Below are 25,558 nucleotides of genomic sequence, written 5' to 3' on the forward strand. Positions count from 1 at the left end.
ATTGCGGCCATTGAGACTGCAGACTTGGCGGCCCTGAGCAACACACAGGTGGTGGGTTTGGACAGCAGCTTTGTGCAAGCGTTGACAAGCGACCAGGTGGTTGCCTTGACAGCAAGCCAGCTCAAAGTGATGACCTCCGATCAGCTCAATGCTTTGGACACGGCTGATTTGGCGGCGATCACGACAGACAAGATCACATCCTTGAGTGCTGCGCAAATTGGTGGTCTGAACACCACCCAAATCAATGCATTGATCACTGACCAGATCGCTGTCTTGACTGCATCACAGGTGAAAGGATTGACTACAGACCAGTTGACAAGTTTGAACACCGATGCCTTGGTGGCCTTGACCACCTTGCAGGTTGACGCGCTTGTGGCCACACAACTCAATGCTTTGAGCAGCAGTCAAATCAGCGCTCTTCAAACTGCGGATGTCGCGGCCATTGATGTCTACCAAGTTGCCAGCCTGGAAACCGACTTCATCGCCGGTCTGACAACAAGCCAGGTGGAAGCCTTGACCGCCGCACAAGTGGGCAAATTGACCACCGATCAGTTTGCACAGCTCGGAACGGACGATATCCAAGCATTGACCACGGTGCAGATGGCTGCAGTCACTGCGGCACAAATCAATAGTTTGAGCCCTGCAAAGATCCAGGCCCTTGAAACCGATGACTTGAGAAGCCTGCGCGTGACCCAAGTCTCAGCCCTGAATACGGCCAGTATCAATGCCTTGACCACCTCACAGACCCAAGCGTTGACAACCGCTCAAATTGCGAGGATTTCAAACACGCAGCTGAGAAGTCTTGTAGACGCTCAAGCAGATGACACCGCGATTGCAGCCCTGTTCACAAGTGCGCAGATTGGCGCCGGCACCACAGACTCGCCTTCTTTGTTGACGGCAACGCAGCTGTCTGGAATGAGTACAGGGGACATCGCGGCACTTCGTACTGACTGATCGTTGACACCGCTCTTTGTGGCACGTGTTTTGCTTTCCTGAAGAGATCCTCACATCGGCAAATGATTGCCGGTGTGAATCTTCAGGAGCAAACCATGCCACAAGCAGCCGCCATTTCGCGTTATCCATCGGAGCTTTCAGAGATCCCTCTGCAGCTCAATGCGGAAGTCGCATCACCCTCTCAAGTCAGAGAATGGGTGGCTGAACTTTTCGAAAAAAATCACATCAATCTTGCCGTCGCGTTGGCTGAATCAGGCCTCGCCCTTTATCCAGACAGCGAAGATGTGCTGGTCATTTCAGCTCTGGTGTCGGAAGTCCAGCAGGACTGGCCTCGTTCGATCGAAATTCTGGAGCACCTGATCGAGGTGCAAGCAGGCAACACACCTGCCGAGGTGTGGCATCACCTGGCCCGCACCTTGCGCTGTGACGGGCAATACCCCCGAGCTCACGCTGTCGCCCAACAAGCGCTGCAGCGGCACCCTGGTTCTGCTGAACTGATGGCCATGGTGCAAGAGCTGTCAAACACATATCCCAATTAAGTCCCTTCAGTGCGCACCGCGCCCTGACGTGATCTCGACAATTTTTTCCATTGGCCTACAAAATTATTGGCACGGGATTTGCTTAATTCCCATGAAAGGTCAGTGCGGCAACAAATGACCGCCTGAACACCCAGTGCCCATCCAACAGGAGTGAATCCATGTCAGTCATCAATACCAACATCAAATCCTTGGTCTCGCAGAGCGCTCTGGCGCGAAATGCTCGAGATGTGTCCAAGTCCATGGAGCAACTCTCTACGGGCAAACGGATCAACTCAGCAGCCGATGATGCTGCAGGTTTGGCCATCAGCAACAAGATGACATCGCAAATCCGTGGATTGGATCAAGCCGTGCGCAACGCGAACGACGGCGTGTCCATGCTTCAAACCGCCGAAGGTGCAACGATTGAAATCACGAACATGCTCCAGCGTATGCGTGAACTGGCCATTCAATCGGCCAACGACACTTACAGCGAAGACGACAGAGAAGCTCTCAACAAAGAAATGGTTGAACTTGATCAAGAGATCACGCGAATCGCTTCAAATACAAAATGGAACAACATGCCCATTTTGGACAGTACCGCTGCAGAAAAAGTGCTGCAGGTGGGCATCGCCAGCGACTCAGATTCAACCATATCCATTAAATTTGTCGATCTGACTTCAGCCGAACTTGATATCAAAGATTTAGATGTACTGACTCACACGACATCTTTACAGTCATTGGATTTCATCGACAGGGCCATCGCATCTGTTGACGTCTTTCGGGCCGATTTGGGCGCTAAGATCAATCGACTGAACTTTGCAGTTGACAATTTGACGAATATCTCCATCAACACCTCTGCATCGCGAAGCCGAATTCAAGATGCAGATTTTGCCAAAGCCAGCAGCGAGTTGGCTCGGACACAGATCATTCAACAGGCAGCCACTTCTGTGCTTGCACAAGCCAATACCGACCAGCAATCGGTCTTGAAGCTTCTGCAGGGCTAAATTTAAATGAGTTAAATAATTTATTTTATTTCTCAAGAAAAGATTGAATGCAATGAACAATTCAGAATCAATACAGACCAAAGGTCCTGAATGTTTAAAATGCAAATATTTAAAAATAACCTATATACCATCTATGCCTTACAGCTGCACATTGATGGGATTTAAATCCAGGTGGTTACCATCTTTAGAGGTCTTGAGAACAGACGGTCAATTTTGTATGGGGTTTGAACTGAGGAAAGTAAAACAACGCAGGCCAATTATCAACATCAGAGCTTAAGCATTGATTATAGAACAGCATATGTTTTCCACCAGAAAAGTCTCACCTCAATGGCAATCTGATTCAGTTTTAAACAGCCAATTCCAAAGCCCAAATTTTATACGAACCAATTGGGATGAATCAAAAGCACATAAATTTGGACCCTGGGGCTTGAATGCCAAGTCCAATCCCACCGATGTCATCAATGATGAATCACCAGAGAATTCAAAAGAAAAAATCAACGCTGATGATTTAAAGGACAACTCAGCACCTGAAGAAGAATTGTCATCACCCAGTGACTCTGAAAGCAGCCAAGATTCCGGCACGGTTACCGATACAGAATTAAAATACAAAAATGTTATCGCCACCCCCGGAAATCAATCAGTTCAACAGGTTGACATTAATGAGCAACAATTAACTGTAGCGCGTCAGCAAGGCTATGTCCAAGGACTCAGGGATGGCATGTCGAAAACACTTTCAGATTTGGAAAGTGAAAGAAATAAAGACAAAGAAATAATCGACGCCCTCATTTCAGAACTGGAAAGTACGTTAAAAAATTCTTTTAAAAATTTTGAACCCCTTAGAAAATTATCACTCCACATAGCGGAACAACTGGTCAGGGGTGAGTTGACCATCTCGGTGAATGCGATAGAACGGTTAATCAAAGCCTGTATTGCTGAACTCAATACTCAAGAAAAATTTGTAACAGTTTCAATTCATCCTCAGGATCTTGAAAGAGTCAAGCGTTTTGTCAAGGATTCTGGCTCTGAAATAACATTAATGCCAGATCAAAGATTACTGCCTGGAAGCATTCGAGTCCGATCAAATGACACCGTCATTGAAGATCTGATTGAGAACCGCCTAGAAGGTTTAGCACGCCATTTGATCAGTGAGCCAGATGTGTGGCTTCAAACCGCCTCCAGCTTGGTTGGATCGAAAGTGGAAATCATTGAGCCGGTCATGACTGAACTTGCCAAGTCCAACAACGACCAAGTCATCGATGATGTTCAAGAAAAACCGACTTCGTCGTTAACCGACAGTGAAGAAGTTGAATAAAGGCGCGTTCAAAATCGCCTGGTCTGACCCTATTCCCCAAATGATCGGACTTGTCGGGTGACAGCAAAGTGCAGCTGTCAGCGATTGCCGATAAGGCCTGTGTGATGGCACAAGTGGCCTGCAACAACGAAGCCGTTGACGTCTCGCAGGTGCGAGACCTCGTTTCCCTCAAAGCATCCTTGAACAGATCGATCAAGCCAAGAAACGGTTAAGCACGGCTTCCAGTTGCGCGACCAAGATGGCCAAGTACGCTGATATGTCAATCTTTCGTCAAGACCTGTCGATCTTTTTTTCTTTTTTAATCAGTTGTAAAGTATTAAATTTTTTACATTTAATGTACTTTAATAAAATATAAATAATGGCACAAGTGTTGCTTTACATGTTTCATCTGAATGTGAGGCCACCCCTTGAAGTCAACTGCACCATCTGCCCCCTTAGCCCTTTGGCTGGACCCCGAAGCCGCCCTGAGCACAGAGCAAAGCAATGCACTGCAGGTCAGCGGCTGGGCCATGATGTCCGTGAACACCCTGGACCACTTGTTGGCCCACGCTGCCGATGCGGCCATGGTGGTGTTGCACCTGACTTTGGACGTCACGCGGCTCAAAGCCGTTCAACAACTCTTGCTAGACGCCGGTCTCTGCCTGCCCGTGGTCTGCCGTGTAGACCGCCACGAATTTGACCTGGCCGTTGAAGCGACACAAGCAGGCGCCCTGACCGTGCTGGCCGCCGACGAAGTGCGCCCGGACTCTTGGCAACGCGTGCATGCCTTGCTCAAAACTGGAAGCAGCCGCAGCGCACAGGTGCCTGTGCGTCAGGTGGTGTTTGTTGACCCTTCAAGCCAGCACCTGCTGGCTTTGGCACGCAAAGTGGCCCAAGCCGATGTGACGGCTTTGCTGGTGGGGCCCACAGGTTCTGGCAAAGAGGTCTTGGCGCGGGTGCTGCACGAAGCATCTGGCCGCGCCCTGGGCCCATTTGTGGCGCTGAACTGCGCGGCCATGCCCGAAAACCTGATCGAAGACATGTTGTTTGGCCACGAAAAAGGCGCTTTCACCGGAGCGCACCGTGAGCAAAAGGGTTTGTTTGAACAAGCCCAAGGCGGCACCTTGTTTTTAGACGAAATCGGTGAGATGCCGATGCACCTGCAAAGCAAGTTGCTGCGCGTGCTGCAAGAGCGCCAACTGACCCGCTTGGGCGGGCAAAGCGTGATCCAGTTGAATGTGCGCATCGTGGCCGCCACCAACAAAGACTTGAAGCAAGCCATTGCAGAGCGCGAGTTTCGCGAAGATTTGTATTACCGCATTGCCACCTTCCGCATGCGCTTGCTGCCCTTGCGCGAGCGGCCTGGCGACATCATCCCGCTGGCCATGCAAAGCCTGATGCAACAAGCTGCACAGCCCTGGCGCTTGCATCCGCAAGCGCAGCAGATGCTGCTGCAATACCCTTGGCCCGGCAATGTGCGCGAGTTGGAAAACGTGATGCGCCGCGCGGTGGTTTTGTGCACAGACCACCACATCACGCCGGCGCACTTGATGTTCGACGATTGGTTGACACACCACATGGCGGCGCCGAAAGAACAAGCGTCTTTGGATGCACCCGATTTTGAAGCGGGTGCGCCTGCATGGCCGCTGGCCGTGCCTGTGACGGTGCAGGCCACCCCTGAAAGCATGGCGTCTCCGGTGACCCCAGCACCCGCACCTGCAGAACCTCCTGTCGACTTGCAAAGCGCGGTGCGCCTGAATGAACACCAAGTGATCATGGCCACGCTGGCCAGCACGCCCAGCAAAACAGAAGCCGCCAAGCGCTTGGGCATCAGCCCGCGCACCCTGCGTTACAAGATGGCGCAACTGCGTGAACACGGCATGAACATGGCCGCCGCCTGCTGAAGGAACACCCGATGATTGAAAAAGCCATCTCTCCCGCCAGCATCCAGTCGATGTTGCAAACCCTGCGCACCCACCAGGCGCAGGCTTCGTCATTGCAGGGTGCCGAAGCCAAAAACCCTTCCAACGAAGTCGGCAAACCCGGTTTTGGAAGCTTCGTTTCGGGCGCGCTCAGCCAGGTGAACGAGGTGCAAGTGCAGTCGTCCAACATGCGGGCCGCCTACGACCGGGGTGAAGACATCGCCTTGACCGATGTGGTGCTGGGCATGCAGAAGTCATCTTTGGCCTTTGAAGCCACTTTGCAGGTGCGCAACAAAGTGCTGAAAGCCTACGAAGACATTTTGAACATGCCGGTCTGACAGAGATAAAGAGAACACACCATGGCTACAGCGACCGCATCGATGAACACCGGCATGATGACCATGCCCACCGGGTCTGAAATGGCCCCAGCCACGGCCAACAACCCTGGCAACAACGCCAACGGCAGCATGGCTTTGACCACTGCCCCCGGCACAACGCCCAACGCAGCCGCCAACAATGGCTTGAACGTTTGGCAAAACCTCGGTATTTCCGACACCTTCAGCAAAGCGCTGAACCAACCCTCTGTGCGCAAGGTGTTGCCACTGATCTTGATGTTGGCCGTGTTGGTGGTGTTTTTGTTGGCTTATGCCTGGATGCAGTCCACGCCCTACCGACCTGTGATGCCCGGTTTGCAAGAGGCCGACCAACAAGCTGCTTTTGAATCCCTCAAAACGGCTGATTTCAAGCCCAAGATTGACCCTGCCACAGGCCAGTTGACCGTTCCGACCAACCGTTTTCACGAGGCGCGCATTTTGCTGGCCTCGCAGGGCTTGCCCAAGGCCGGCACCACCGGCATGGAGGGGCTGAAAGACCAGTCGTCCATGACGACCAGCCAGTTGATGGAGCAGGTCAAGATCAACACGGCTTTGGAGCAAGAGCTGGCCCGCAGCATCATGCAAATTGGCACGGTGCAAAGCGCACGCGTGCATTTGGCCACGCCCAAACAAAGCGTTTTTGTGCGCGACCGCACGCCCCCAAAGGCCTCGGTGGTGCTGGCGCCCTACCCGGGCCGCGCGGTGTCGGCCTCGCAAGTGCAGGCGATTGTTCATTTGGTGTCTTCCAGCGTGCCTTACTTGGCGCCTGACCATGTGACCGTGGTGGACACGGTGGGCAAACTGATGACCGAGTCGGCCACCGAACAAAAACTGGGTTTGACCTCGGCGCAAGAGCAGCACAAGCAGCACCTGGAAGAGGTTTACCGCAACCGGATCATGCAAATTTTGTCGCCCATGCTGGGTGAAGGCAATGTGCGCTCGCAAGTGAACCTGACGCTGGATTTCACCCAGACCGAAAGCACCACCGAAGACTTTGACAACCGCGAAAAAGGGCCGCGCACCCGATCTGAAGTGTTGGCGGAAGACCGCTCGGCCAGCAAGTCGGCCGAAGGCGTTCCTGGGGCTTTGTCCAACACACCACCGCCCGACCCGACCACCACCAACAACACCCAAGTCGATGGGGCCAAAGGTCAATCCGATTCAACGGGCAAACTCAGCAGCCGTGCGACCCGCAATTTTGAAATTGACCGCACGGTGCGCCATGTGCGCAATGCCAGCGGTGGCGTGATGAAGGTGAGCGTGGCGGTGTTGGTCAACGAGCGTCCGGTGACCGAAAAATCAACCGACCCCAAAGCCCCCAAGAGCGTACCATTCACCCCGCAAGAGCTGGAGCAAATGCAGCAAGTGGTGCGCGGTGTGGTGGGCTTTGACCCGACCCGTGGTGACAGCGTGAGCGTGGTGCCCGCCAAGTTCGAGGCCCCTGCCCCAATGGAGACGATTCCTTGGTACCTGGAAGACATGGTCCAGTCTGGCATCACCAGCGCCTTGATCGCCATCAGTTTCATCGCGTTCATGATGATCGTGGTGCGCCCGATCATGCGCAACCTCTACGACACCAAAGCTGAAGCTGAAGCCAGCGCAATTGCCGCCTTGGCAGATGGCGAATTGAGCGCAGACGACATGCGAATGATCCAAATCGGTGAAGGTGAAAGTTTGGAAGAGATCAAGGCCAAGCTGAAACCGAAGAAATCGAGCATCTCGATGGACATGCTGGACACCGCCAACACCTATGACGACAAAGTCGCCCTCATTCGGATGTTGGTGGCCGAAGATTCGGGCCGTGTGGCCAATGTGCTCAAGAGCATGGTCAAAGTCAATTGAACAAGTCGAGGTAAAAAACCATGGCCACAAAAAAACCCGACGACAAAGACGCAAAAGCCGACAAGTCACCCGCACCCGTTGCCGACACGCCTGAGATCACAATGACCCAGGAGTTGACGCAGGAGTTGGCGGAACTGACCAGCACCCAGCGTGCAGCTGTTTTGATGCTTTTGTTGGGCGAACAACAGGCTTCTGAAATCATCCGCTTCATGAACCCCAAAGAGGTTCAGGCCCTGGGCGCCGCCATGGTGTCGGTGTCAGATTTGTCGCAGGAAGCCGTCAACATCGTGCTGGACGAATTTGTCACCATGCTCAAAAAGCAAACCAGTCTGGGACTGGGCACGGGCGACTATGTTGAAAAAGTGCTGAAACGCGCTTTGGGCGACGACAAAGCAGCCTCGGTGCTCAGCCGCATAATGCCGGGGCAAGGCAGCAAGGGTTTGGAGATTTTGAAATGGATGGATGCCCGCTCCATCGCTGAAATGATCCGAGGCGAACACCCTCAGGTCGTGGCCATTATTTTGTCGGTCCTGGAATACACCGTGGCGGCAGATGTGATGAATTTCTTGCCCCCCGAGGCCAGGCCAGAAATCATGCAAAGGATTGCCAGCCTGGAGACGGTCCAGCCCTCGGCCATGGAAGAGCTTGAGCAAATCATGATGAAGCAATTTGCTTCCAACTCATCTTCCAAGTCCTCCAGCTTTGGGGGTGTCAAAGCGGCTGCAAAAATCATGAATTCGGTCAAAGTGGAGTTGGAGTCGTCCATCATGGCTGGCTTGTCCCAAATTGATCCCGACCTGATGCAAAAAATTCAGGACAACATGTTCACCTTTGAAAATTTGGTGGGCGTGGACAACAAAGGCATTCAGGCCATCATGCGCACGGCAGAGCCCGATCTGCTGATGGTGGCCCTCAAGGGTGCACCCGATTTCGTCAAGGACAAATTTTTGGGCAACATGTCAGCCCGTGCCAGGGTCATGTTTGTCGACGACATGGAGTCCAAAGGTCCTCTGCGCATCACCGAAGTGGAAGAAGCGCAAAAGAAAATCATGCGCTTGGCACGCAAACTGTCCGATGCCGGCGAACTGGTTTTAGCAGGCGGTGGCGATGGCTTTGTCTGACCAAACTACATCGCTGGGTCTCGGCGACAGTATCAGTTTTGAGTCGGAGGTCAACCAGTTGGTTGGCTCATTGCACGCCCCTGATCCCCAACGCAACGGCACGCTGGTGCGCTTGGTCGGCATGCGGCTGGAGACGCGAGGCCTGATGGCCCCCTTGGGCGCGTGCTGCGAAATCGTGGGGCAGCTGGGCCACCGGGTCGAGGCCGAGGTGGTGGGCTTCAACGACGAGACCTTGTTTTTATTGCCCTTCACCGAACCCCAGGGCATTGGCCCGGGCGCGCGGGTAAGGGTGCTCAGCCACACATCCCAAGTGGCTTTGGGCCCTGATTTGCTGGGGCGCATCATCGACGGACGCGGCCAACCCTTGGATGGCAAGCCGGCCCCCGATTGCCGAGATGTGCTGAGCCTGCAAGGCCGCCCCATCAACCCGATGGAGCGCGGTCCGATCAAAGAAATTCTGGACGTGGGCGTCAAAGCCATCAACGGCATGCTGACGATTGGCCGGGGCCAACGCTTGGGTCTGATCGCAGGTTCTGGTGTGGGCAAGAGCGTGTTGCTGGGCATGATGACCCGGTTCACCGAAGCCGACGTGGTGGTGATTGGCCTGATTGGCGAGCGAGGGCGCGAAGTTCAGGCCTTCATTGAAGAGTCGCTGGGGCCGGTGGGCTTGGCCAAGTCGGTGCTGGTGGCAGCACCCGCCAACGAATCGCCGGTGCTGCGCCTCAAAGCCACGCACATGACGCATGTGATTGCCGAGTACTTCAGAGACCAAGGCAAGAACGTGTTGATGCTGGTGGACAGCCTGACCCGCGTGGCGCATGCCCAGCGCGAAATCGGTCTGGCGGTGGGCGAGCCGCCTACGGCCAAGGGTTATCCGCCTTCGGTGTTTGCCTTGCTGCCCAACCTGATTGAGCGCGCTGGCGTAGGCCGCCACGGCGTGGGTTCGATCACGGCCATCTACACCGTTTTGGCCGAGGGCGACGACGCCAACGACCCGATCGTGGACATTGCCCGTGCCTCGCTCGATGGCCAGGTGATGCTGTCGCGCAAGCTGGCCGATGCCGCGCACTACCCCGCCATCGATCTGAATGGTTCGGTGTCGCGGGTGATGCAAAACCTGATCTCGCCGGAAGATCAAAAAATAGCCAACCGCTTCAGGCGTTTGTGGTCCTTGTACCAACAAAACCAAGACCTGATTCAGGTGGGCGCCTATGAAGCTGGCAGCAACCCCGACCTGGACCAAGCCATCCGTTTGCGCTCGTCGATGGAACATTTTTTACAACAAGACATGCACAGCAGCCAAGACTCCGAGTCAACCCGACGCGAAGTTCAGGCGCTGATGCAGGTGTAATTCTCAACAGGGCTCCACATGCGACAAATTCGAACCTGCTGGCCTGTCTTGGTCAAAAAAACCCAAGACGCTGTGAACGAGGCCCAGACTGAGATTGGTCAAGCTTTGGCCCGCGTTGACCAACTGGAGGCCAGCCATGAAAGGCTGTGCAGGCTTTACGACGAGTACCGTTTGCAAGAGCAAGCGGGTCAGGTGTCTGTCATGGGCATGCAAGCCAGCATGAACCAACGGCAATTCATGGCCCAATTGCTCAATTTGCAGCAACGCGTGGTGCTGGACTTGAGCAGGGCCAGGGAACAACTGGCTTTGGCTCGGAAAAAACGCAGCATGGCTGAAATTGAGCTGCACAAGATGAAGTCCATGGAAGAGCAAGATGTCAAAGCGGTCGCACTGGACCAGCAACGCCATGAGCAAAAGCGGATGGACGAGTTGGGCGTGCGGCAGTTCAACCTGAGCATGCAGCGCTGAAGGGTCGGTTCAAAGGGTTTTCACGGGGTCTGATGCCCTCAAAAGGGCAAATCAATTGACCCATAATGACCGGGATCGTTGAACGCCACACCGTGGTTTGGCGTTTTTTCTACCTTGTTAATGGAGACTCCCATGAGCCAACCCTCTTCACGCCGCCAAGTATTGGCACAAGGCGCTGCCCTGTTGGGCGCCACTTCTTCGGGCCTGCTGGTGCCGCAAAGTGCGCTGGCGCAGTCTGGCAAGATCCGCGTGGGCCTGATGCTGCCTTACACCGGCACCTTTGCACAGCTGGGCGTGGCCATCGAAAACGGCTTGCGCATGGCCATCAACGAACAAGGCGGCAAGCTGGGTGGCCGTGAAATCGAATGGTTCAAGGTGGACGACGAGTCCGAACCCTCAAAAGCCATCGAAAACGCCAACAAACTGGTGCAGCGCGACAAGGTCGATGTGCTGGTGGGCACCGTCCATTCGGGCGTGCAAATGGGCATCCACCGCGTGGCCCGCGAAAGCGGCGTGATCAACCTGATCCCCAACGCCGGCGTGCACATGGCCACCCGTGCCCAGTGCGCCCCCAACGTGTTTCGCACCAGTTTTTCCAACAGCCAGCCCACCATGGCTTTGGGCGAAACCATGGTCAAGCGCGGCCACAAAAAGGCCGTCTGGATCACTTGGAAGTACGCTGCGGGCGACGAGGCTTTTGAAGGCTTCCGCGACAGCTACACCAAAGCGGGTGGCACGATTGTCAAAGAGCTGGGCCTGCCCTTCCCCAACGTCGAGTTCCAGGCACTGCTGACCGAAATTGCCGCCCTCAAACCCGACGCGGTGGCCTGCTTCTTTGCAGGCGGTGGTGCGGCCAAGTTCTTGCGCGACTACGCGGCCGCTGGCCTCAAGGGCAAGATTCCACTCTATGGCTCGGGCTTTTTGACCGAAGGCGTGTTGGACGCGGCGGGGCCTGCTGCCGACGGCGTGCTGACCACCCTGCACTATGGCGATGGCATCGAGACCAAGCGCAACAAAGAGTTCCGCCTGAACTACGCCAAGACCTTCAAGCTGCAGCCCGATGTGTACGCGGTGCAAGGCTACGACACCGGCTTGCTGCTGGTACAAGGCGCCAACGCCGTCAAGGGTGACGTGAGCCAAAAGGCCGCCATGATCAAGGCCATGGAAACCGCTGTCATCGACAGCCCGCGTGGCAAGTGGACCATGAGCAAGTCGCACAACCCGGTGCAAGACATCTACCTGCGTGAAGTCTCGAACAAAGAGAACAAAGTGATCGGCGTTGCCGCCAAGGCGCTGGCCGACTCCGGCGCTGGTTGCCGCATGTAAACTGCGCGGGCCCTCCGTGCCACGGCGGATTTCGGTCCGCCGTTTTCATTGGCGCTTGGGGCTTGCGCCCTGCCCTGCCGTTCTCATCCATTCATAGCGAAATTCCCGATGGACTTTGTGAATTTTTTGATCCAGCTGCTCAACAGCGTTCAGTACGGGCTGCTGCTGTTCATGCTGGCTGCGGGCCTGACGCTGATCTTCGGCATCATGGGCGTGGTCAATCTGGCGCACGGCAGTTTTTACATGCTGGGCGCTTACCTGGCTTGGTCTTTGGCGGCGCAGCTGGGCAGCTTCACACTGGCCATCATCGTGGGCACGGCTTTGTCGGTGGCCTTTGGCTTGCTCATTGAGCGTTTGTTGTTTCGGCACTTTTATCACCGCGACCACCTGGACCAAGTGCTGCTGACCTTCGGCCTGATCTATGTGTTTGAAGAACTGCGCTCCATCATCTGGGGGGACGATGTGCACGGCTTGCCTGTGCCCCAATTGTTGGCAGCGTCCATTCCCCTGACCGAAAACCTGTCCTACCCGGTGTACCGCCTGTTCATGTCGGGCGTGTGCTTGGTGCTCGCACTGGGCTTGTATTTGCTGATCTCCAAAACCCGTTTGGGCATGAAGATCCGTGCGGGCGCCTTCAACCGCGAGATGACCGAGTCGCTGGGGGTCAACATCCAACTCATCCACTCGGTGGTGTTTGCTTTGGGCATTGGGCTGGCTTCGATTGCAGGCATGATCGCCGCCCCCGTGTCCAGCGTGTACCCCAATATGGGCAGTCAGGTGCTGATCATGTGCTTTGTGGTGGTGGTCATTGGCGGCATTGGCTCGGTGCGCGGTGCTTTGATCGCTGCCCTGCTGGTGGGCCTGGTCGACACCTTTGGCAAAGTGCTGCTGCCCCAAGCCTCGGGCATGCTGGTCTATGTGCTGATGGCGGCTGTGCTGCTGTACAAACCCGAAGGCCTGTTCAAGCAATGACCCCGAGAAGAACACCATGAGCATGCCGCAAATTCACCTCGAAACCCTGCCACGCAGCATCCAGCTGGTGATGGTGCTGGGATTTTTGGCGCTCGCCGCCTTCCCCTTTGTGGGGTCTGACTTTTACACGGCCATGGTCGTGCGCATGATGATCCTGGCCATCTTGGCCATGAGCCTCGATTTGCTGCAAGGCGTGACCGGGCTTGTTTCTTTGGGCCATGCCGCTTACTTTGGCTTGGCCGGTTATGTGCTGGCTTTCATCACCCCTCAAAACGAAGCCATCAGCCTGTACACCAGCTTGCCGTTGGCGGTGGGCGGCGCAGCCTTGGCGGCGCTGGTGATTGGCTTTTTGGTGGTGCGCACCCACGGCATTTACTTCATCATGGTCACCATGGCTTTCGCGCAGATGATTTTTTTCATCTTCTTTGACAACAAGGCATTGGGCGGCTCGGACGGTTTGTTCCTCAACTTCCGGCCCGACGCGGGCATCATCGACCTGGAAAACAAGCGCGTGTTTTATTACTTCACGCTGGCTTGCCTGGTGGCGGTTTATGTGTTTTTGCGCCGCCTGCTCTGGAGCCCCTTTGGCCGAGCCCTGTCGGGCATTCGGGTGAACGAGCACCGCATGCGGGCGCTGGGTTTCAACACCTTCAGTCACAAGCTGGCGGCCTTCACGCTGGCCGGGGCATTGGCGGGTTTGGCGGGCTATTTGTTTGCCGCCCAAACCGGGTTTGTGAACCCCGAGCTGATGGGCTTTCACCTCAGCGCACACGCCATCATGATGGTGATTTTGGGGGGCATGGGCAATTTTGCGGGGGCCATTGTGGGGGCCTTCAGCTTTGAGTATTTGCTGCATGTCTTCAAGGACTTGCCCGACATGGGTGGCTTCAAAACCGGCAAACACTGGCAGATGTGGATGGGCCTGTTCATCGTGGCGCTGATCATTTTTGCGCCCAAGGGCATTTTGGGCCTGGTCAACCGCTTCATCGGTGACAAAGCCCCCGCAGGCAAAACGGCTGCAGGCAAGGAGGCAGGCCATGACTGAGCGCAACACCTTGATGTCGGCCGCCGGCCTGACCAAACGCTTTGGTGGCCTGGCAGCGGTGAACGATGTGTCCCTTGATCTTTGGCGCGGGCACATTCATGCGGTGATTGGCCCCAATGGTGCGGGCAAGTCCACGCTGGCCAACTTGCTCTCGGGTGACCTGCCCCCCACCAGCGGGCGCATGACGCTGTCGGGCACCGACATCACGGGCTGGACCCCTGAAAAAATCTCGCGCCATGGCCTGGGGCGCAGCTACCAAAAGACCAACATCTTCGGCACCTTCACAGTGTGGGACAACGTGCGTTTGTCCGCCCAATCGCGTGCACAGCCCTCGCCTTTCAACCCTTTGGGGTGGCTACAAGCTGCGGCCAGGATGCAGGCGGTTAACCAGCGCGCCGAACGCGCCATCGAACTGGCCGGGTTGCAAGACCGCCGCCACGCCCAAGCAGGCGCCACAAGCCACGGCGAACAACGCCAGCTGGAGATCGCCATGACCCTGGCCACCGAACCCCAAGTCTTGCTGCTGGACGAACCGCTGGCCGGCATGGGCCAGGCCGAGGCCGAACGCATGGTGCAGCTTTTGCTGCGTCTCAAAAATGAACATGCCATCTTGCTGGTCGAGCACGACATGGACGCCGTCTTCACCCTGGCCGACCATCTGACGGTGATGGTCAACGGACTAGTGATTGCGAGCGACACGCCCGCAGCCGTGCGTGCCGATGCGGGCGTGCAGGCGGCTTACTTGGGCGAGGAACATTGAGATGCGCGAACTGTTGATCCAGGCCCAAGACCTGAACACCTACTACGGCGCCAGCCACATCTTGCGCGGTGTCCACTTCACGGTGGGCCGAGGCGAAACGATCGGCCTGATGGGCCGCAACGGCATGGGCAAAAGCACCTTGCTCAAAACGCTCATGGGCATCGTGCCGCCACGCACTGGCACCGTGGACATCAAAGGCCAACGCATGAACGGCCGCCCCACGTTTGAAGTCGCGCAGCAGGGCATCGCCTATGTGCCCGAAGGCCGCGGCATCTTTGGCAACCTGAGCGTGGTCGAGAACCTGAAAATGGCCGCCCGCGCTGGCACCCAGGGCCAGCGCGACTGGACTTACGAGCGGGTGCTGGAAACCTTCCCGCGCCTCAAAGAACGGCTGGACCATGGCGGCCAGCAGCTCTCAGGCGGCGAGCAACAAATGCTCACCATCGGCAGGGCCCTGATGACCAACCCCGACGTGCTGATCCTCGACGAAGCCACCGAAGGCCTGGCCCCGCTGATCGCCCGCGACATCTGGCGCATCTGCAGCCTGATCAAAGAGAGTGGCATCAGCTCGATCATCGTGGACAAGAACTGGAAGCACGTCACCCAGATCACCGACCGCAACATCATTCTGGTCAAAGGCCAGGTGGTGTTCGAAGGCTCGTCACCTGTTTTGCTGGCCGACCCGAGCGTGCTGGAGCAGCATCTGGGGGTCTGAGGCTCATCAGAGCAAGGGGCGCAACTCCCGCGCCGCCTCCAGCAGCAAAGGCAGCCATTGGCGCTGCACGGCCCCATCGCTCAATTGGTCTGCGGTGCCCACCACATTCAGGGCGGCCAGCGTTTGGCCTTGCATGTTGCGCAGCGGCACCGCCAGTGCGTGGATGCCCAGCTCGTGACCATCGCGGGCCAAGCAATGGTCGTCTTGCCGCGCCCGATCCACCAGCGCCTTGAACTTGGCCGCACCCACCTCGGTTTGTGGGGTGATGCGGGCCAACTCTCGGCCTTTGAGCCAAGCCGTGAAGTTGGCCTTGGGCAAACTGGCCAACAACACCCGCCCGGTCGAAGTGGCGTGCGCCGGCAAGCGCGCGCCCAAATGCAAGCCATACGCCAAGAGGCGCACCGGCTCAGCCACCCCGGCACTGCGGGCCACGATGACGCATTCGTCGCCATCCAGCACCACCGCACTGAAGGCCGCCTGCGTTTGCGCGGCCAAGCGGTTGAGCGTCGGCTGCAAGGTGCGCGGCAAGCGTGAGGTGGCCATGTAACTGCCGGCCAAGCGCAGCACCCGCGCCGACAACCAGTAGTGGGAACCGTCGGTTTCCAGATAACCCAACTCGGCCAGCGTGAGCAAATGCCGCCGGGCCGCCGCCCGCGTGATGCCTGTGCGCTGTGCCGCCAAGGTGGCGTTCAGGCGTTGGCGCTCGGTGTCAAAAGCCTCGAGCACGGCCAAACCCTTGGCCAGGCCTTCGATGTAGTCTGCTTTGGCTATGCTCATGCGTGAACTTCAAAAAGAAGGTTGGTGCCCAAGCCGCCGAGATGGAACACCCTGTTGACTTGGATCATTTTGCGCGATCATCGCACAAATTAACCCGTCACCGCGCAAACATCACCGCGCGTGCAAACACGCGATCCCGCAGCCACCTAAGCTTGAGGTTTACCTTTTGCACCTTGACACGCCATGAGCACCACACGCACCCAAGTCGCCATCGTCGGCGCAGGCCCATCGGGTTTGCTGCTGGGCCAACTGCTTTTCAAGGCGGGCATTGACGCCATACTCATCGAGCGCCAAAGCGGCGACTATGTGCTGTCGCGCATCCGTGCGGGCGTGCTGGAACAAGTGACCATGGACTTGCTGGACGAAGCCGGCGTGGGCCAACGCATGCACAAAGAGGGTTTGGTGCACACCGGCTTTGACCTGCTGTTCAAAGGCGCTCGCCACCGTGTGGACATGGACAAACTCACGGGTGGCAAAAAAGTCATCGTGTACGGCCAAACCGAAGTCACCCGCGACCTGATGGACACCCGCCAAGCCGAAGGTTTGCCCACGGTGTACGAGGCGAACAATGTGCAAGTGCACGACTTCGGCAGCCAAAAGCCGCGCGTGACTTATGAAAAAAATGGCCAACTGCACACCATTGAATGCGACTTCATCGCTGGATGCGACGGCTTTCACGGCGTGTGCCGCGCCAGCGCTCCCAAAAGCGCCATCCAAGAATATGAAAAGGTCTATCCCTTTGGCTGGCTGGGCGTGCTGTCGGACACCCCGCCCGTGCACCACGAACTCATTTACGCCAACAGCACCCGCGGCTTTGCCCTGTGCTCGCAACGCAGCGCCACACGCAGTCGCTACTATTTGCAGGTGCCCACCACCGACAAAGTGGAGCAGTGGTCGGACGACGCCTTTTGGGCCGAGCTGCGCCATCGCTTGGACCCCGAAGCCCGCGCGCATTTGGTGACCGGCCCCAGCATCGAAAAAAGCATCGCCCCGCTGCGCAGTTTTGTGACCGAACCCATGCGCTTTGGCCGCATGTTTTTGGCGGGTGACGCCGCGCACATCGTGCCGCCCACCGGAGCCAAGGGCCTGAACCTGGCGGCCACCGACGTCAAGTACTTGTCCACCGCCATCATCGAGTTTTATGCCGACAAGACCGATGCCGGTATCGACGCGTATTCCGAGCGCTGCTTGCGCCGCGTTTGGCGTGCCGAGCGCTTCAGCTGGTGGTTCACCAGCTTGATGCACCACTTTCCAGAGAACGGCGACATGGGTCAAAAGTTCCAAGACGCTGAGCTGGACTACTTGATCCACAGCGAAGCAGGCTCGCGCACCATGGCCGAAAACTATGTGGGCTTGCCGCTGAACTTTGGCGAATAAAGGCCTGCAGGGGCGACAGCCCCGAGCCTGCGGCCATCCGATAATGCGGGCACGCTGAAGCCGCACTGTGCGGCTTCTTGTTCACACCAAGGTGCACGCATGTCTTCTGTCAAACCTCTGCGCGGTCTGCGCGTTATGAGCCTGGCCCTCAACTTGCCCGGCCCCGCCGCCCTGATGCGTCTGGCCCAAATGGGCGCCCACTGCACCAAGGTCAACCCGCCCGCAGGCGACCCGATGCAGCACTACACCACCCGTGGCTACGATTTGCTGCACGCCGGCGTCAAGCACAAGACGCTGGACCTCAAGACCGAAGCCGGCCAAGCCGCGCTGCACAAGTTGCTGCCCAAGACCGATGTGCTGCTGACTTCATTTCGCCCCTCTGCCCTGGCCAAACTGGGCTTGGGCTGGAAGGCCTTGCACCAGCAATACCCCGCACTGAGCTTGATCGAAGTGGTGGGCGCACCCGGCCCCTTGGCCGAGATTCCGGGCCACGACTTGACCTACCAAGCCGAGGTGGGCCTGGTCAACGGCATGGACTTGCCGCCCAGTTTGTTTGCCGACATGGGCGGCGCCGTCATGGCCAGCGAAGCCACGCTCAAAGCCGTCATCACCCTCAAAACCACCGGCAAAGGCACGCACCATGAGGTGGCGCTGTCTGAAGCTGCTGCTTGGCTGGCCCTGCCCCGCCAACTGGGCCTGACCACGCCCGATGGGGCGGTGGGCGGCGCACATGCGGGCTACCGGGTGTATGCCTGCAAAAACGGCCGCGTGGCCGTGGCAGCACTCGAGCCGCACTTTGCCACCCGCCTGTGCGAAGCCGCAGGCGTGACACTGGCGCACCCGGTCAAAGACTTGTTCAAGCCCGCCACACGCCAAGCGATCGAAGCCTTCTTGGCGAGCCAGACACGCGCCCAACTGGACAAACTGGCCACGGCCAAAGACATCCCGCTGCTCACCTTGCCGCGGTAAGCGCCTGGCGCTGAAAACAGTGCCTCTCTTTCAGCCGCTGTCGCCCAGGCGGCTCAAATGACTTGGTAGCGTTGTTTTCGATCGGCTTTTCCCTTGAATATTCAAGGCTTTTCTTGTTCAATGACGTCACTCGTTTGGAGCAACGCCATGAACAGGAAAGCCATGACCCTGACAACTTATCGAGGCTTTTGGGCCTTGGCCGTGCTGACCCTGGTGAACGCCAGCGCCCAGGCACGCGTCACCCGCATCGTCATCGACGACACACGCCCTGTGGCAACGGCTCCCGGACAGCCTGCGGGCATTGCCTATGAACAAGTGGCTGGGCGCGCCTTTGGTGAGTTGGACCCCAAACTCGCACAAAACGCCATCGTCCAAGACATTGAGTTGGCCAAAGATGCCGACGGCAAGGTCCGCTACATGGCTTCGTTTGTCATTTACAAACCCGTCAACCTCAAAGAAGCCAGCGGCCTGATGTGGCACGACGTACCCAACCGGGGCCGCGTGTACCCGTATGCTGAACAAGAGTTCGCCAACGGTGACATCGGCTTGGCCAGCGCCTGGCAAGGCGACAACGTGGGTGCCACCAGTGTGAAGCCCAAGGCCAGCATCAACGGCCTGCAGTTTTTGCAGATTCCTGTGGCCAAAAATCCTGACGGCTCAAAAATCACGGGACAAGTCTTTGCCCGCATCGTGAACCGCTCGGGACCGGCTTCGCAGCCACTGATGGTGCAAACCAACCCCGTGCCTTACCAGCCCATGAGCCTGGACACGCGCCAAGCCAGCTTGGTCTCGCGCGGTCGCGAAAACATGAACGGCGAAGTGTTTGACGAACAAGCCATCGCCCCCAGCGATTGGGCTTGGGCCAAATGCGATGCGCAAAACCCTTTTCCAGGCACACCCGATCCCACTCAAATTTGCCTGAAAAACGGCTTTGACGCCAAGCGGCTTTACCAAGTCGTGTTCACCGCGCAAGACCCCTATGTTCTGGGTCTGGGCTTTGCAGCATGGCGTGATGTGGCGGTGTTTTTCAAACACGCCAAAGCCGACGATGCGGGTACGCCCAACCCCGTGGCCAACGCCGTCACGCACAGTATTGCGCGTGGCATTTCACAGTCGGGCAACTACTTGCGGGGTTGGCTGCACTTGGGTTTTAACCAAGACGAAACCGGCAAGGCTGTTCATGACGGCCTGTGGCCCATCATCGCGGGCCGCCGCATTGCGCTGAACTTCCGTTGGGCGCAGCCCGACGGTGTGCTGGAGCTTTACCAAGCGGGCAGCGAAGGCCCACAGTGGTGGCTGCCACACCCAGACACGGTTCGCGGCATGCCTGCCGCCGGCATTTTGGACCGCTGCATGCAAAGCCGAACCTGTCCCAAAATCATGGAGCACTTTGGCTCGGCCGAAGTCTGGGCTTTGAAACTCACGCCCGAGTGGATTGGCACCGATGCCAAGCAAGACTTGCCATTGCCACCCCATGTGAAGCGCTACTACATCGCCAGCAGCACCCACGGCGGTGGCGTGGGCGGCTTTGACACCAGCTTGCCCGGTGTGGCGTTGCCCAAAGTGGGTCCCATGTGCCCAGGTAACAATTTTGGCCAGGCCATCTTGCCGGCCAACCCCGTGCCCCACCGCGAAACCGTCAATGCACTGCGCGTTCACTTTCGCAATTGGGTCATGAAAGGCACCGAGCCACCGGCCAGCCAGTACCCCACTTTGGCCAAAAACCAATTGGCCCTGGCCGAAAAATCGGCGCTGGGCTACCCCACGCTGCCTGGTCTGCGCCCAACCGTGCCTGAGCGGGACTTCATCATGCCGGTGCACGACTACGACTGGGGCCCCGGCTTTAGAGCCGTCGACGGCTCTGGCATACCCAGCCATGCGCCACCCAAAATCAAGCAAGTGCTGCCCATGTACGCCCCCAAGGTCGATGCCGATGGCAACGAAGTTGGCGGTTTGCCCGTGGTGTTGCTGGACGCGCCCCTGGGCACTTATCTGGGCTGGAACGTGACCGCAGACGGTGCCAGACCTTTCCATAAGAACGAGATTTGCAACTACGTGGGTGGCATGGTGCCCTTTGCCAAAACGGCGGCTGAACGGCAAGCCAATGGCGACACACGCTTGTCGCTGCAAGAGCGCTATGGCTCGCACGAGGGCTATGTACAAGCCGTTGTGAAAGCCACTGAGCGCGCCATGAATGCCGGTTTTCTGTTGAAGGACGATGCCCAAGCGCTGATTGAAGCTGCCCGCAAAAGTGCGGTACTGCGCTAAGGCCCTGCGTTTGTGAAGCTGGCACAGACTTGGCCCTGTTACCCTTGGGTCTCCATGACTGGAGGTCAACGTGTCCATCAAAACCCAAGACCATGTGACGCACTCGCCCCATGAAATGCAGCAGCTGGAGCTGCTGCGTCAACACCGCCGCGCACTACGCGGCCAAGCACTGGCCTCGTTGGCGCACACAGAACCCCTGGACAGTCCCCCCTTGCGACGGGGGCAACGCTTGGCCGACCAAGTGGCCAGCACCATTGGCTCTTGGCGCTTCATCCTGATCCAAAGCTCGGCCATCGCCATTTGGATCACCGGCAACGTGCTGGTGGGCGAAAACGCATGGGACCCCTACCCCTTCATTTTGTTGAACCTGCTGCTCTCCTTCCAAGCGGCTTACACCGCACCCGCAATCATGATGAGCCAAAACCGCCAATCGGAGCTGGACCGCAAACACGCACAAACCGACTATGAAATCAACGTCAAAGCCGAGCTGGAGATTGAACTGCTGCACGAAAAGATCGATCTCATCAAAGAACAAGAACTGCTGGCCCTGACCGAAACGGTACGAGAACTTTCGGCACAAGTGCGCTTGTTAACGGCCCGCTCATGACGCTGCCGCGTTGAGGCGCAAGGGCACCCACGAATTGGCACCCTCGAATTGGCGCCATCAGAATTTGAAACTGCGGACTTGGTGCGGTGAGGCACTGAAACCCAAGGGCGCTTCGTGTGTCAATGGGTGCTCTTTATCTCCCCAGGGCACCTTTCATGCAAAAAATCAAACGCTTCGCTGCGACCCTTTTGTGCGCTAGCTTGATCCCCTTGTCTGCGGCCTATGCCCAAGGCATGAGCAAAGACGAACTCAAGACCCACAAAGCACGCATCAGCGAAGAATACAAAGCCGACAAAAAGGCTTGCCATGCCCACACTGGCAATGCCAAAGACATTTGTGAACAAGAAGCCAAGGGCAAAGAAAAAGTAGCCCACGCCGAAATGACCCACCAACACAGCGGCAAAGCGGCTGACCGCAACCATGTCATGGTGACCCAAGCCAAGGCGGCCTACGCGGTGGCCAAAGAGCGCTGCGAAGACTTGGCAGGCAAGGCCAAGGATGTGTGCGTGAAAGAAGCCAAAGCGGTCGAGAAAAAAGCCTTGGCCGATATCGGAATGGGCCAACACATGGGCCAAGTCAAAAACAAGGACGCTTCAGAAAAGCTGGAGGCTGATTACAAAGTGGCCCTTGAAAAATGCAACGCCTTGGCGGGAGACCCCAAGACCAACTGCGTGGCAGCAGCCAAAGTTACGTTTGGTAAGAACTGATCTTTTGACCCCAAAAAAACGGCGCCGAAAGGCGCCGTTTTGATGGGGCAAACGCAAGAGCTTGCGTGGTTTAAACCGATGGCTGTTTGGCTGCCACAAGCGCCCGCGCCGCATGCAGTTTTTTGTAGCTGTCGAGCAAGCGCTGGTGCCGGTCCAGACCCTCCAGCTGCAAGCTGGTGGGCGTGAGGCCATGAAAGCGCACGCTGCCCGCCACCGAGCCGATGGCCGCATCCATGCGCTCGTTGCCGAACATGCGCCTGAAATTCACCACGTAGTCATCCAGATCCAGCGCGTCGTCCAGGGTGACTTCCAGCACCACGTTCAGGGCTTGGTAAAACAAGCGGCGCTCCACCGTGTTGTCGTTGTATTGCAGGAAAGCGCCGACCCGTTCGTGGGCTTCTTCAAACTGCTGCAAAGCCAGGTGAATGAGCAGCTTGAGCTCCATCACCGTCAACTGGCCCCACACCGTGTTGTCGTCGAACTCGATGCCGATCAAGGTGGCGATGTCGAGGTAATCGTCCAGCTCGTTGTTCTCCAAGCGCTCCAGCAAAGCCTCCAGCGCCTCATCGCCCAGGCGGTGCAGGTTGAGCACATCCGCGCGGAACAAGAGTGCCATGTTGGTGTTGTCCCAAATCAGGTCGTCAACCGGGTACACCTCGGAATAGCCCGGCACCAAGATGCGGCAGGCGGTGGCACCGAGTTGGTCGTGCACCGTCACATAGACCTCTTTGCCCATGGCCTGCAAGATGCCGAACAGCGTGGCGGCCTCTTGGGCGGTGGCGTCTGCTCCCTGCGCAGAAAAGTCCCACTCCACAAAATCGTGGTCGGCTTGGGCGCTGAAAAACCGCCACGACACGATGCCGCTGGAGTCGATGAAGTGCTCCACAAAATTGTTGGGCTCGGTCACCGCGTTGCTGATGAAGGTGGGCGCTGGCAAGTCGTTGAGGCCCTCAAAACTGCGGCCCTGCAGCAGCTCGGTCAGGCTGCGCTCCAGCGCCACCTCCAAGCGGGGGTGCGCGCCAAACGACGCGAACACACCGCCGGTGCGCGGGTTCATCAGGGTCACGCACATCACCGGGTACACACCGCCGAGCGACGCGTCTTTGACCAAGACCGGAAAGCCTTGCGCTTCCAAAGCCTCGATGCCGGCCACGATGCCGGGGTACTTGGCCAGCACGGCCTGCGGCACATCAGGCAAGGCCATTTCGCCTTCTAAGATCTCGCGCTTGACGGCCCGCTCAAAAATCTCCGACAGGCACTGCACCTGCGCTTCGGCCAGCGTGTTGCCCGCGCTCATGCCGTTGCTCACGAACAGGTTTTCCACCAAGTTGGAGGGGAAGTACACCACCTCACCGTCGGACTGGCGCACATAGGGCAGCGCACAAATGCCGCGCGAGGGGTTGCCCGAGTTGGTGTCGAACAGGTGCGAGGCCTTGAGTTCGCCGTCGGGGTTGTAAATCTTCAGGCAGTGGGCGTCCAACAAGCCTTTGGGCAGCGCGTCGCGCTTGCCGGGCTGGAACCAGCGCTCGCGGGGGTCGTGCACAAAGTCGGCTTGCGCGATGTCTTCGCCAAAAAACACACCCGCGTAAAAGTGGTTGTTGTTCAGCCGCTCGATGTATTCACCCAAAGCCGAAGCCAAAGCGCTCTCTTTGCTCGATCCCTTGCCGTTGGTGAAGCACATGGGCGAATGCGCGTCGCGGATGTGCAGCGACCAGACATTGGGCACCAGGTTGCGCCACGACGCGATCTCGATCTTGATGCCCAAATCGGCCAAGACTTGCGTCATATTGGCGATGGTCTGTTCCAGCGGCAAGTCCTTGCCCGCAATCAAGGTCTGGGCCTGCGCATCGGGCTTGAGCGTGAGCAAGGCCTGCGCGTCGGCATCCAGGTTGTCCACCGCTTCAACGATGAAAGTCGGACCCGCTTGGATCGCCTTTTTGACCGTGCAGCGGTCAATCGACCGCAAAATGCCCAAGCGGTCTTTGTCGGACATGTCAGCGGGCAACTCCACCTGAATTTGGATGGTCTGCAGGTAGCGGTTGTCGGGGTCCACGATGTTGTTTTGCGACAGGCGGATGTGCTCGGTGGAGATGCCGCGCGTTTCGCAATACAGCTTCACAAAATACGCCGCACACAAAGCCGATGAGGCCAAAAAGTAATCGAAGGGCCCCGGCGCCGAGCCATCGCCTTTGTAGCGAATCGGCTGATCGGCCAGCACGGTGAAGTCGTCAAACTTGGCCTCTAGGCGCAGTTTGTCGAGAAAATTGACTTTGATTTCCATGGGGTGGTTTCTATGAATGGGTCATCCCCGAGACCGGCAAGCGGCTGGGAAGGTGAGAAATGCTGTGTAGTGTGCCTGAGCGGGACACGTCAGCGGATCCCTGCGGCTTCAAAGTGATGACTGATTTTGCGAATGCGGTGCAGTTTCGGCAGCCGCTTAGGGATAGGAACCAAAAGGTTCACGCAACCCCATAAAAATCGCAGATTGCCAAACATAGGCCATTGGCCTACACTCAGCCATGGAATTCGAATGGGATGAAACCAAAAGCGAAACCTGTTTTCAGGAACGGGGGTTCGACTTTGCTTATGCAGCCCAAGCCTTCTTTGACACCCATCGACTCATCCGCGCAGACCAGCGACACAGCTACGGTGAAGAACGATTCCAACTCACAGGGCGCATCGAGTCACGCATCTTTGTGGTGGTCTACACCCCTCGCGCCAACGCAACCCGCATCATCTCCGCCAGAAAAGCCAACACCCGAGAGGTCAAGCAATATGAAAACAACACGAATGAAGATTGAACCCGCAAAGATGGTTGGGCAAACCATCGGGCGAATCAACCCCACCCAGGTCGATGCCACCACAGAAGCGCAAATTACAGTGCAAATGGTGCAAGACGAGGCACTGGCCATGCAAGACGCGGCCAAGTTTGCACGTCGGGTGCGCCGCCGCCTGGGCTTCAGCCAGGCAGAATTTGCCACCCGCATCGATGTGTCACTGGAAACCATACGCAACTGGGAACAAGGCAAACGCAGCCCCACAGGTGCAGCCAAGGCCTTGCTCAAGGTCTTGGACAAAGCGCCAGAAGCGGCGCTGGCAGCATTGCACTGAAGCAAGCCATGAAGCTGGATTGAACATGACACCAAAAATCAAAGCCGCCGAGCTGGCCCACGCGCTGGGCACCATCGCC

The 25,558-nt window shown here is 57.5% G+C and carries 23 protein-coding genes and 1 pseudogene; 22 read left to right on the plus strand and 2 right to left on the minus strand.

Annotation, left to right across the window (positions count from 1 at the left end):
• From B472_RS17105 to B472_RS14940, 15 genes and pseudogenes are all read left to right on the plus strand, one after another.
• Nucleotides 1-954 (plus strand): annotated as a pseudogene (locus tag B472_RS17105) (heme utilization protein); the annotation flags it as partial.
• A gap of 62 nt (nt 955-1,016) precedes the next feature.
• On the plus strand, nt 1,017-1,493 hold the full coding sequence (locus tag B472_RS14870) for a tetratricopeptide repeat protein (RefSeq protein ID WP_019426016.1): 477 nt from the start codon (nt 1,017-1,019) through the stop codon (nt 1,491-1,493).
• Nucleotides 1,494-1,651: 158 nt separating this feature from the next.
• A complete protein-coding gene (locus B472_RS14875) occupies nt 1,652-2,476 on the plus strand; it encodes a flagellin (protein WP_019426017.1) in 825 nt (274 codons plus the stop codon).
• Nucleotides 2,477-2,774: 298 nt separating this feature from the next.
• Complete coding sequence (locus tag B472_RS14885) at nt 2,775-3,788, plus strand: FliH/SctL family protein (RefSeq protein ID WP_081504927.1); 1,014 nt, start codon at nt 2,775-2,777, stop codon at nt 3,786-3,788.
• A 407-nt stretch (nt 3,789-4,195) separates the two neighbouring features.
• Nucleotides 4,196-5,671 carry a sigma-54-dependent Fis family transcriptional regulator gene (locus tag B472_RS14890; RefSeq protein ID WP_019426020.1) on the plus strand — a complete coding sequence of 492 codons (1,476 nt, stop codon included), beginning with the start codon at nt 4,196-4,198 and terminating at the stop codon, nt 5,669-5,671.
• 11 nt (nt 5,672-5,682) lie between these two features.
• Nucleotides 5,683-6,027: a flagellar hook-basal body complex protein FliE gene (gene fliE, locus B472_RS14895; protein ID WP_019426021.1), complete on the plus strand. Its 345-nt coding sequence runs from the start codon at nt 5,683-5,685 to the stop codon at nt 6,025-6,027.
• Between the two features lie 21 nt (nt 6,028-6,048).
• Entirely contained in the window at nt 6,049-7,905 is a 1,857-nt protein-coding gene (gene fliF / locus B472_RS14900; RefSeq protein WP_019426022.1) for a flagellar basal-body MS-ring/collar protein FliF, read from the plus strand.
• A 20-nt stretch (nt 7,906-7,925) separates the two neighbouring features.
• Nucleotides 7,926-9,026, plus strand: coding sequence for a flagellar motor switch protein FliG (gene fliG / locus B472_RS14905; RefSeq protein WP_019426023.1), 1,101 nt, complete (start codon nt 7,926-7,928; stop codon nt 9,024-9,026).
• Entirely contained in the window at nt 9,013-10,377 is a 1,365-nt protein-coding gene (locus tag B472_RS14910) for a FliI/YscN family ATPase (protein ID WP_019426024.1), read from the plus strand. Before fliG ends, B472_RS14910 begins: the two co-directional genes overlap by 14 nt.
• Nucleotides 10,378-10,395: 18 nt before the next feature.
• On the plus strand, nt 10,396-10,845 hold the full coding sequence (locus B472_RS14915; RefSeq protein WP_019426025.1) for a flagellar FliJ family protein: 450 nt from the start codon (nt 10,396-10,398) through the stop codon (nt 10,843-10,845).
• 132 nt (nt 10,846-10,977) lie between these two features.
• Nucleotides 10,978-12,171: an ABC transporter substrate-binding protein gene (locus B472_RS14920; RefSeq protein WP_019426026.1), complete on the plus strand. Its 1,194-nt coding sequence runs from the start codon at nt 10,978-10,980 to the stop codon at nt 12,169-12,171.
• A gap of 108 nt (nt 12,172-12,279) precedes the next feature.
• Nucleotides 12,280-13,143, plus strand: a complete 864-nt coding sequence (locus B472_RS14925) for a branched-chain amino acid ABC transporter permease (RefSeq protein ID WP_019426027.1) — start codon at nt 12,280-12,282, stop codon at nt 13,141-13,143.
• Between the two features lie 16 nt (nt 13,144-13,159).
• Nucleotides 13,160-14,188 (plus strand): branched-chain amino acid ABC transporter permease, encoded by a 1,029-nt coding sequence (locus tag B472_RS14930; protein WP_019426028.1) that lies wholly within the window; start codon nt 13,160-13,162, stop codon nt 14,186-14,188.
• Entirely contained in the window at nt 14,181-14,948 is a 768-nt protein-coding gene (locus B472_RS14935; protein WP_019426029.1) for an ABC transporter ATP-binding protein, read from the plus strand. The genes B472_RS14930 and B472_RS14935 overlap by 8 nt, the downstream gene beginning before the upstream one ends.
• 1 nt (nt 14,949) lies before the next feature.
• On the plus strand, nt 14,950-15,663 hold the full coding sequence (locus tag B472_RS14940; protein WP_019426030.1) for an ABC transporter ATP-binding protein: 714 nt from the start codon (nt 14,950-14,952) through the stop codon (nt 15,661-15,663).
• Between the two features lie 6 nt (nt 15,664-15,669).
• Here the strand turns inward: B472_RS14940 and B472_RS14945 are convergent, their stop codons facing one another.
• On the minus strand, nt 15,670-16,440 hold the full coding sequence (locus B472_RS14945) for an IclR family transcriptional regulator C-terminal domain-containing protein (protein WP_019426031.1): 771 nt from the start codon (nt 16,438-16,440) through the stop codon (nt 15,670-15,672).
• Nucleotides 16,441-16,623: 183 nt separating this feature from the next.
• Between B472_RS14945 and pobA the strand changes: the two genes are divergently transcribed.
• The 5 genes from pobA (at nt 16,624) to B472_RS14970 (ending at nt 22,368) form a co-directional block, all read left to right on the plus strand.
• The gene (pobA, locus tag B472_RS14950) at nt 16,624-17,817 is read left to right on the plus strand and encodes a 4-hydroxybenzoate 3-monooxygenase (protein ID WP_019426032.1); all 1,194 of its coding nucleotides are present in this window, start codon (nt 16,624-16,626) and stop codon (nt 17,815-17,817) included.
• Between the two features lie 99 nt (nt 17,818-17,916).
• On the plus strand, nt 17,917-18,786 hold the full coding sequence (locus tag B472_RS14955) for a CoA transferase (protein ID WP_026039366.1): 870 nt from the start codon (nt 17,917-17,919) through the stop codon (nt 18,784-18,786).
• A 147-nt stretch (nt 18,787-18,933) separates the two neighbouring features.
• Nucleotides 18,934-21,054: an alpha/beta hydrolase domain-containing protein gene (locus tag B472_RS14960; RefSeq protein WP_019426034.1), complete on the plus strand. Its 2,121-nt coding sequence runs from the start codon at nt 18,934-18,936 to the stop codon at nt 21,052-21,054.
• 70 nt (nt 21,055-21,124) lie between these two features.
• Nucleotides 21,125-21,661 (plus strand): DUF1003 domain-containing protein, encoded by a 537-nt coding sequence (locus B472_RS14965; protein ID WP_019426035.1) that lies wholly within the window; start codon nt 21,125-21,127, stop codon nt 21,659-21,661.
• Between the two features lie 155 nt (nt 21,662-21,816).
• The gene (locus B472_RS14970) at nt 21,817-22,368 is read left to right on the plus strand and encodes a hypothetical protein (RefSeq protein ID WP_019426036.1); all 552 of its coding nucleotides are present in this window, start codon (nt 21,817-21,819) and stop codon (nt 22,366-22,368) included.
• 70 nt (nt 22,369-22,438) lie between these two features.
• Here the strand turns inward: B472_RS14970 and B472_RS14975 are convergent, their stop codons facing one another.
• A complete protein-coding gene (locus B472_RS14975; protein WP_019426037.1) occupies nt 22,439-24,649 on the minus strand; it encodes an OsmC domain/YcaO domain-containing protein in 2,211 nt (736 codons plus the stop codon).
• Between the two features lie 238 nt (nt 24,650-24,887).
• Between B472_RS14975 and B472_RS14980 the strand changes: the two genes are divergently transcribed.
• Together B472_RS14980 and B472_RS14985 are read left to right on the plus strand one after the other, a co-directional pair.
• The gene (locus B472_RS14980) at nt 24,888-25,169 is read left to right on the plus strand and encodes a BrnT family toxin (RefSeq protein ID WP_019426038.1); all 282 of its coding nucleotides are present in this window, start codon (nt 24,888-24,890) and stop codon (nt 25,167-25,169) included.
• Nucleotides 25,159-25,479, plus strand: coding sequence for a DNA-binding transcriptional regulator (locus tag B472_RS14985; RefSeq protein WP_238147459.1), 321 nt, complete (start codon nt 25,159-25,161; stop codon nt 25,477-25,479). The genes B472_RS14980 and B472_RS14985 overlap by 11 nt, the downstream gene beginning before the upstream one ends.
• Nucleotides 25,480-25,558 lie beyond the last annotated feature (79 nt).

It is taken from the genome of Limnohabitans sp. Rim28, assembly GCF_000293865.2.
GTDB lineage: Bacteria > Pseudomonadota > Gammaproteobacteria > Burkholderiales > Burkholderiaceae_C > Limnohabitans_A.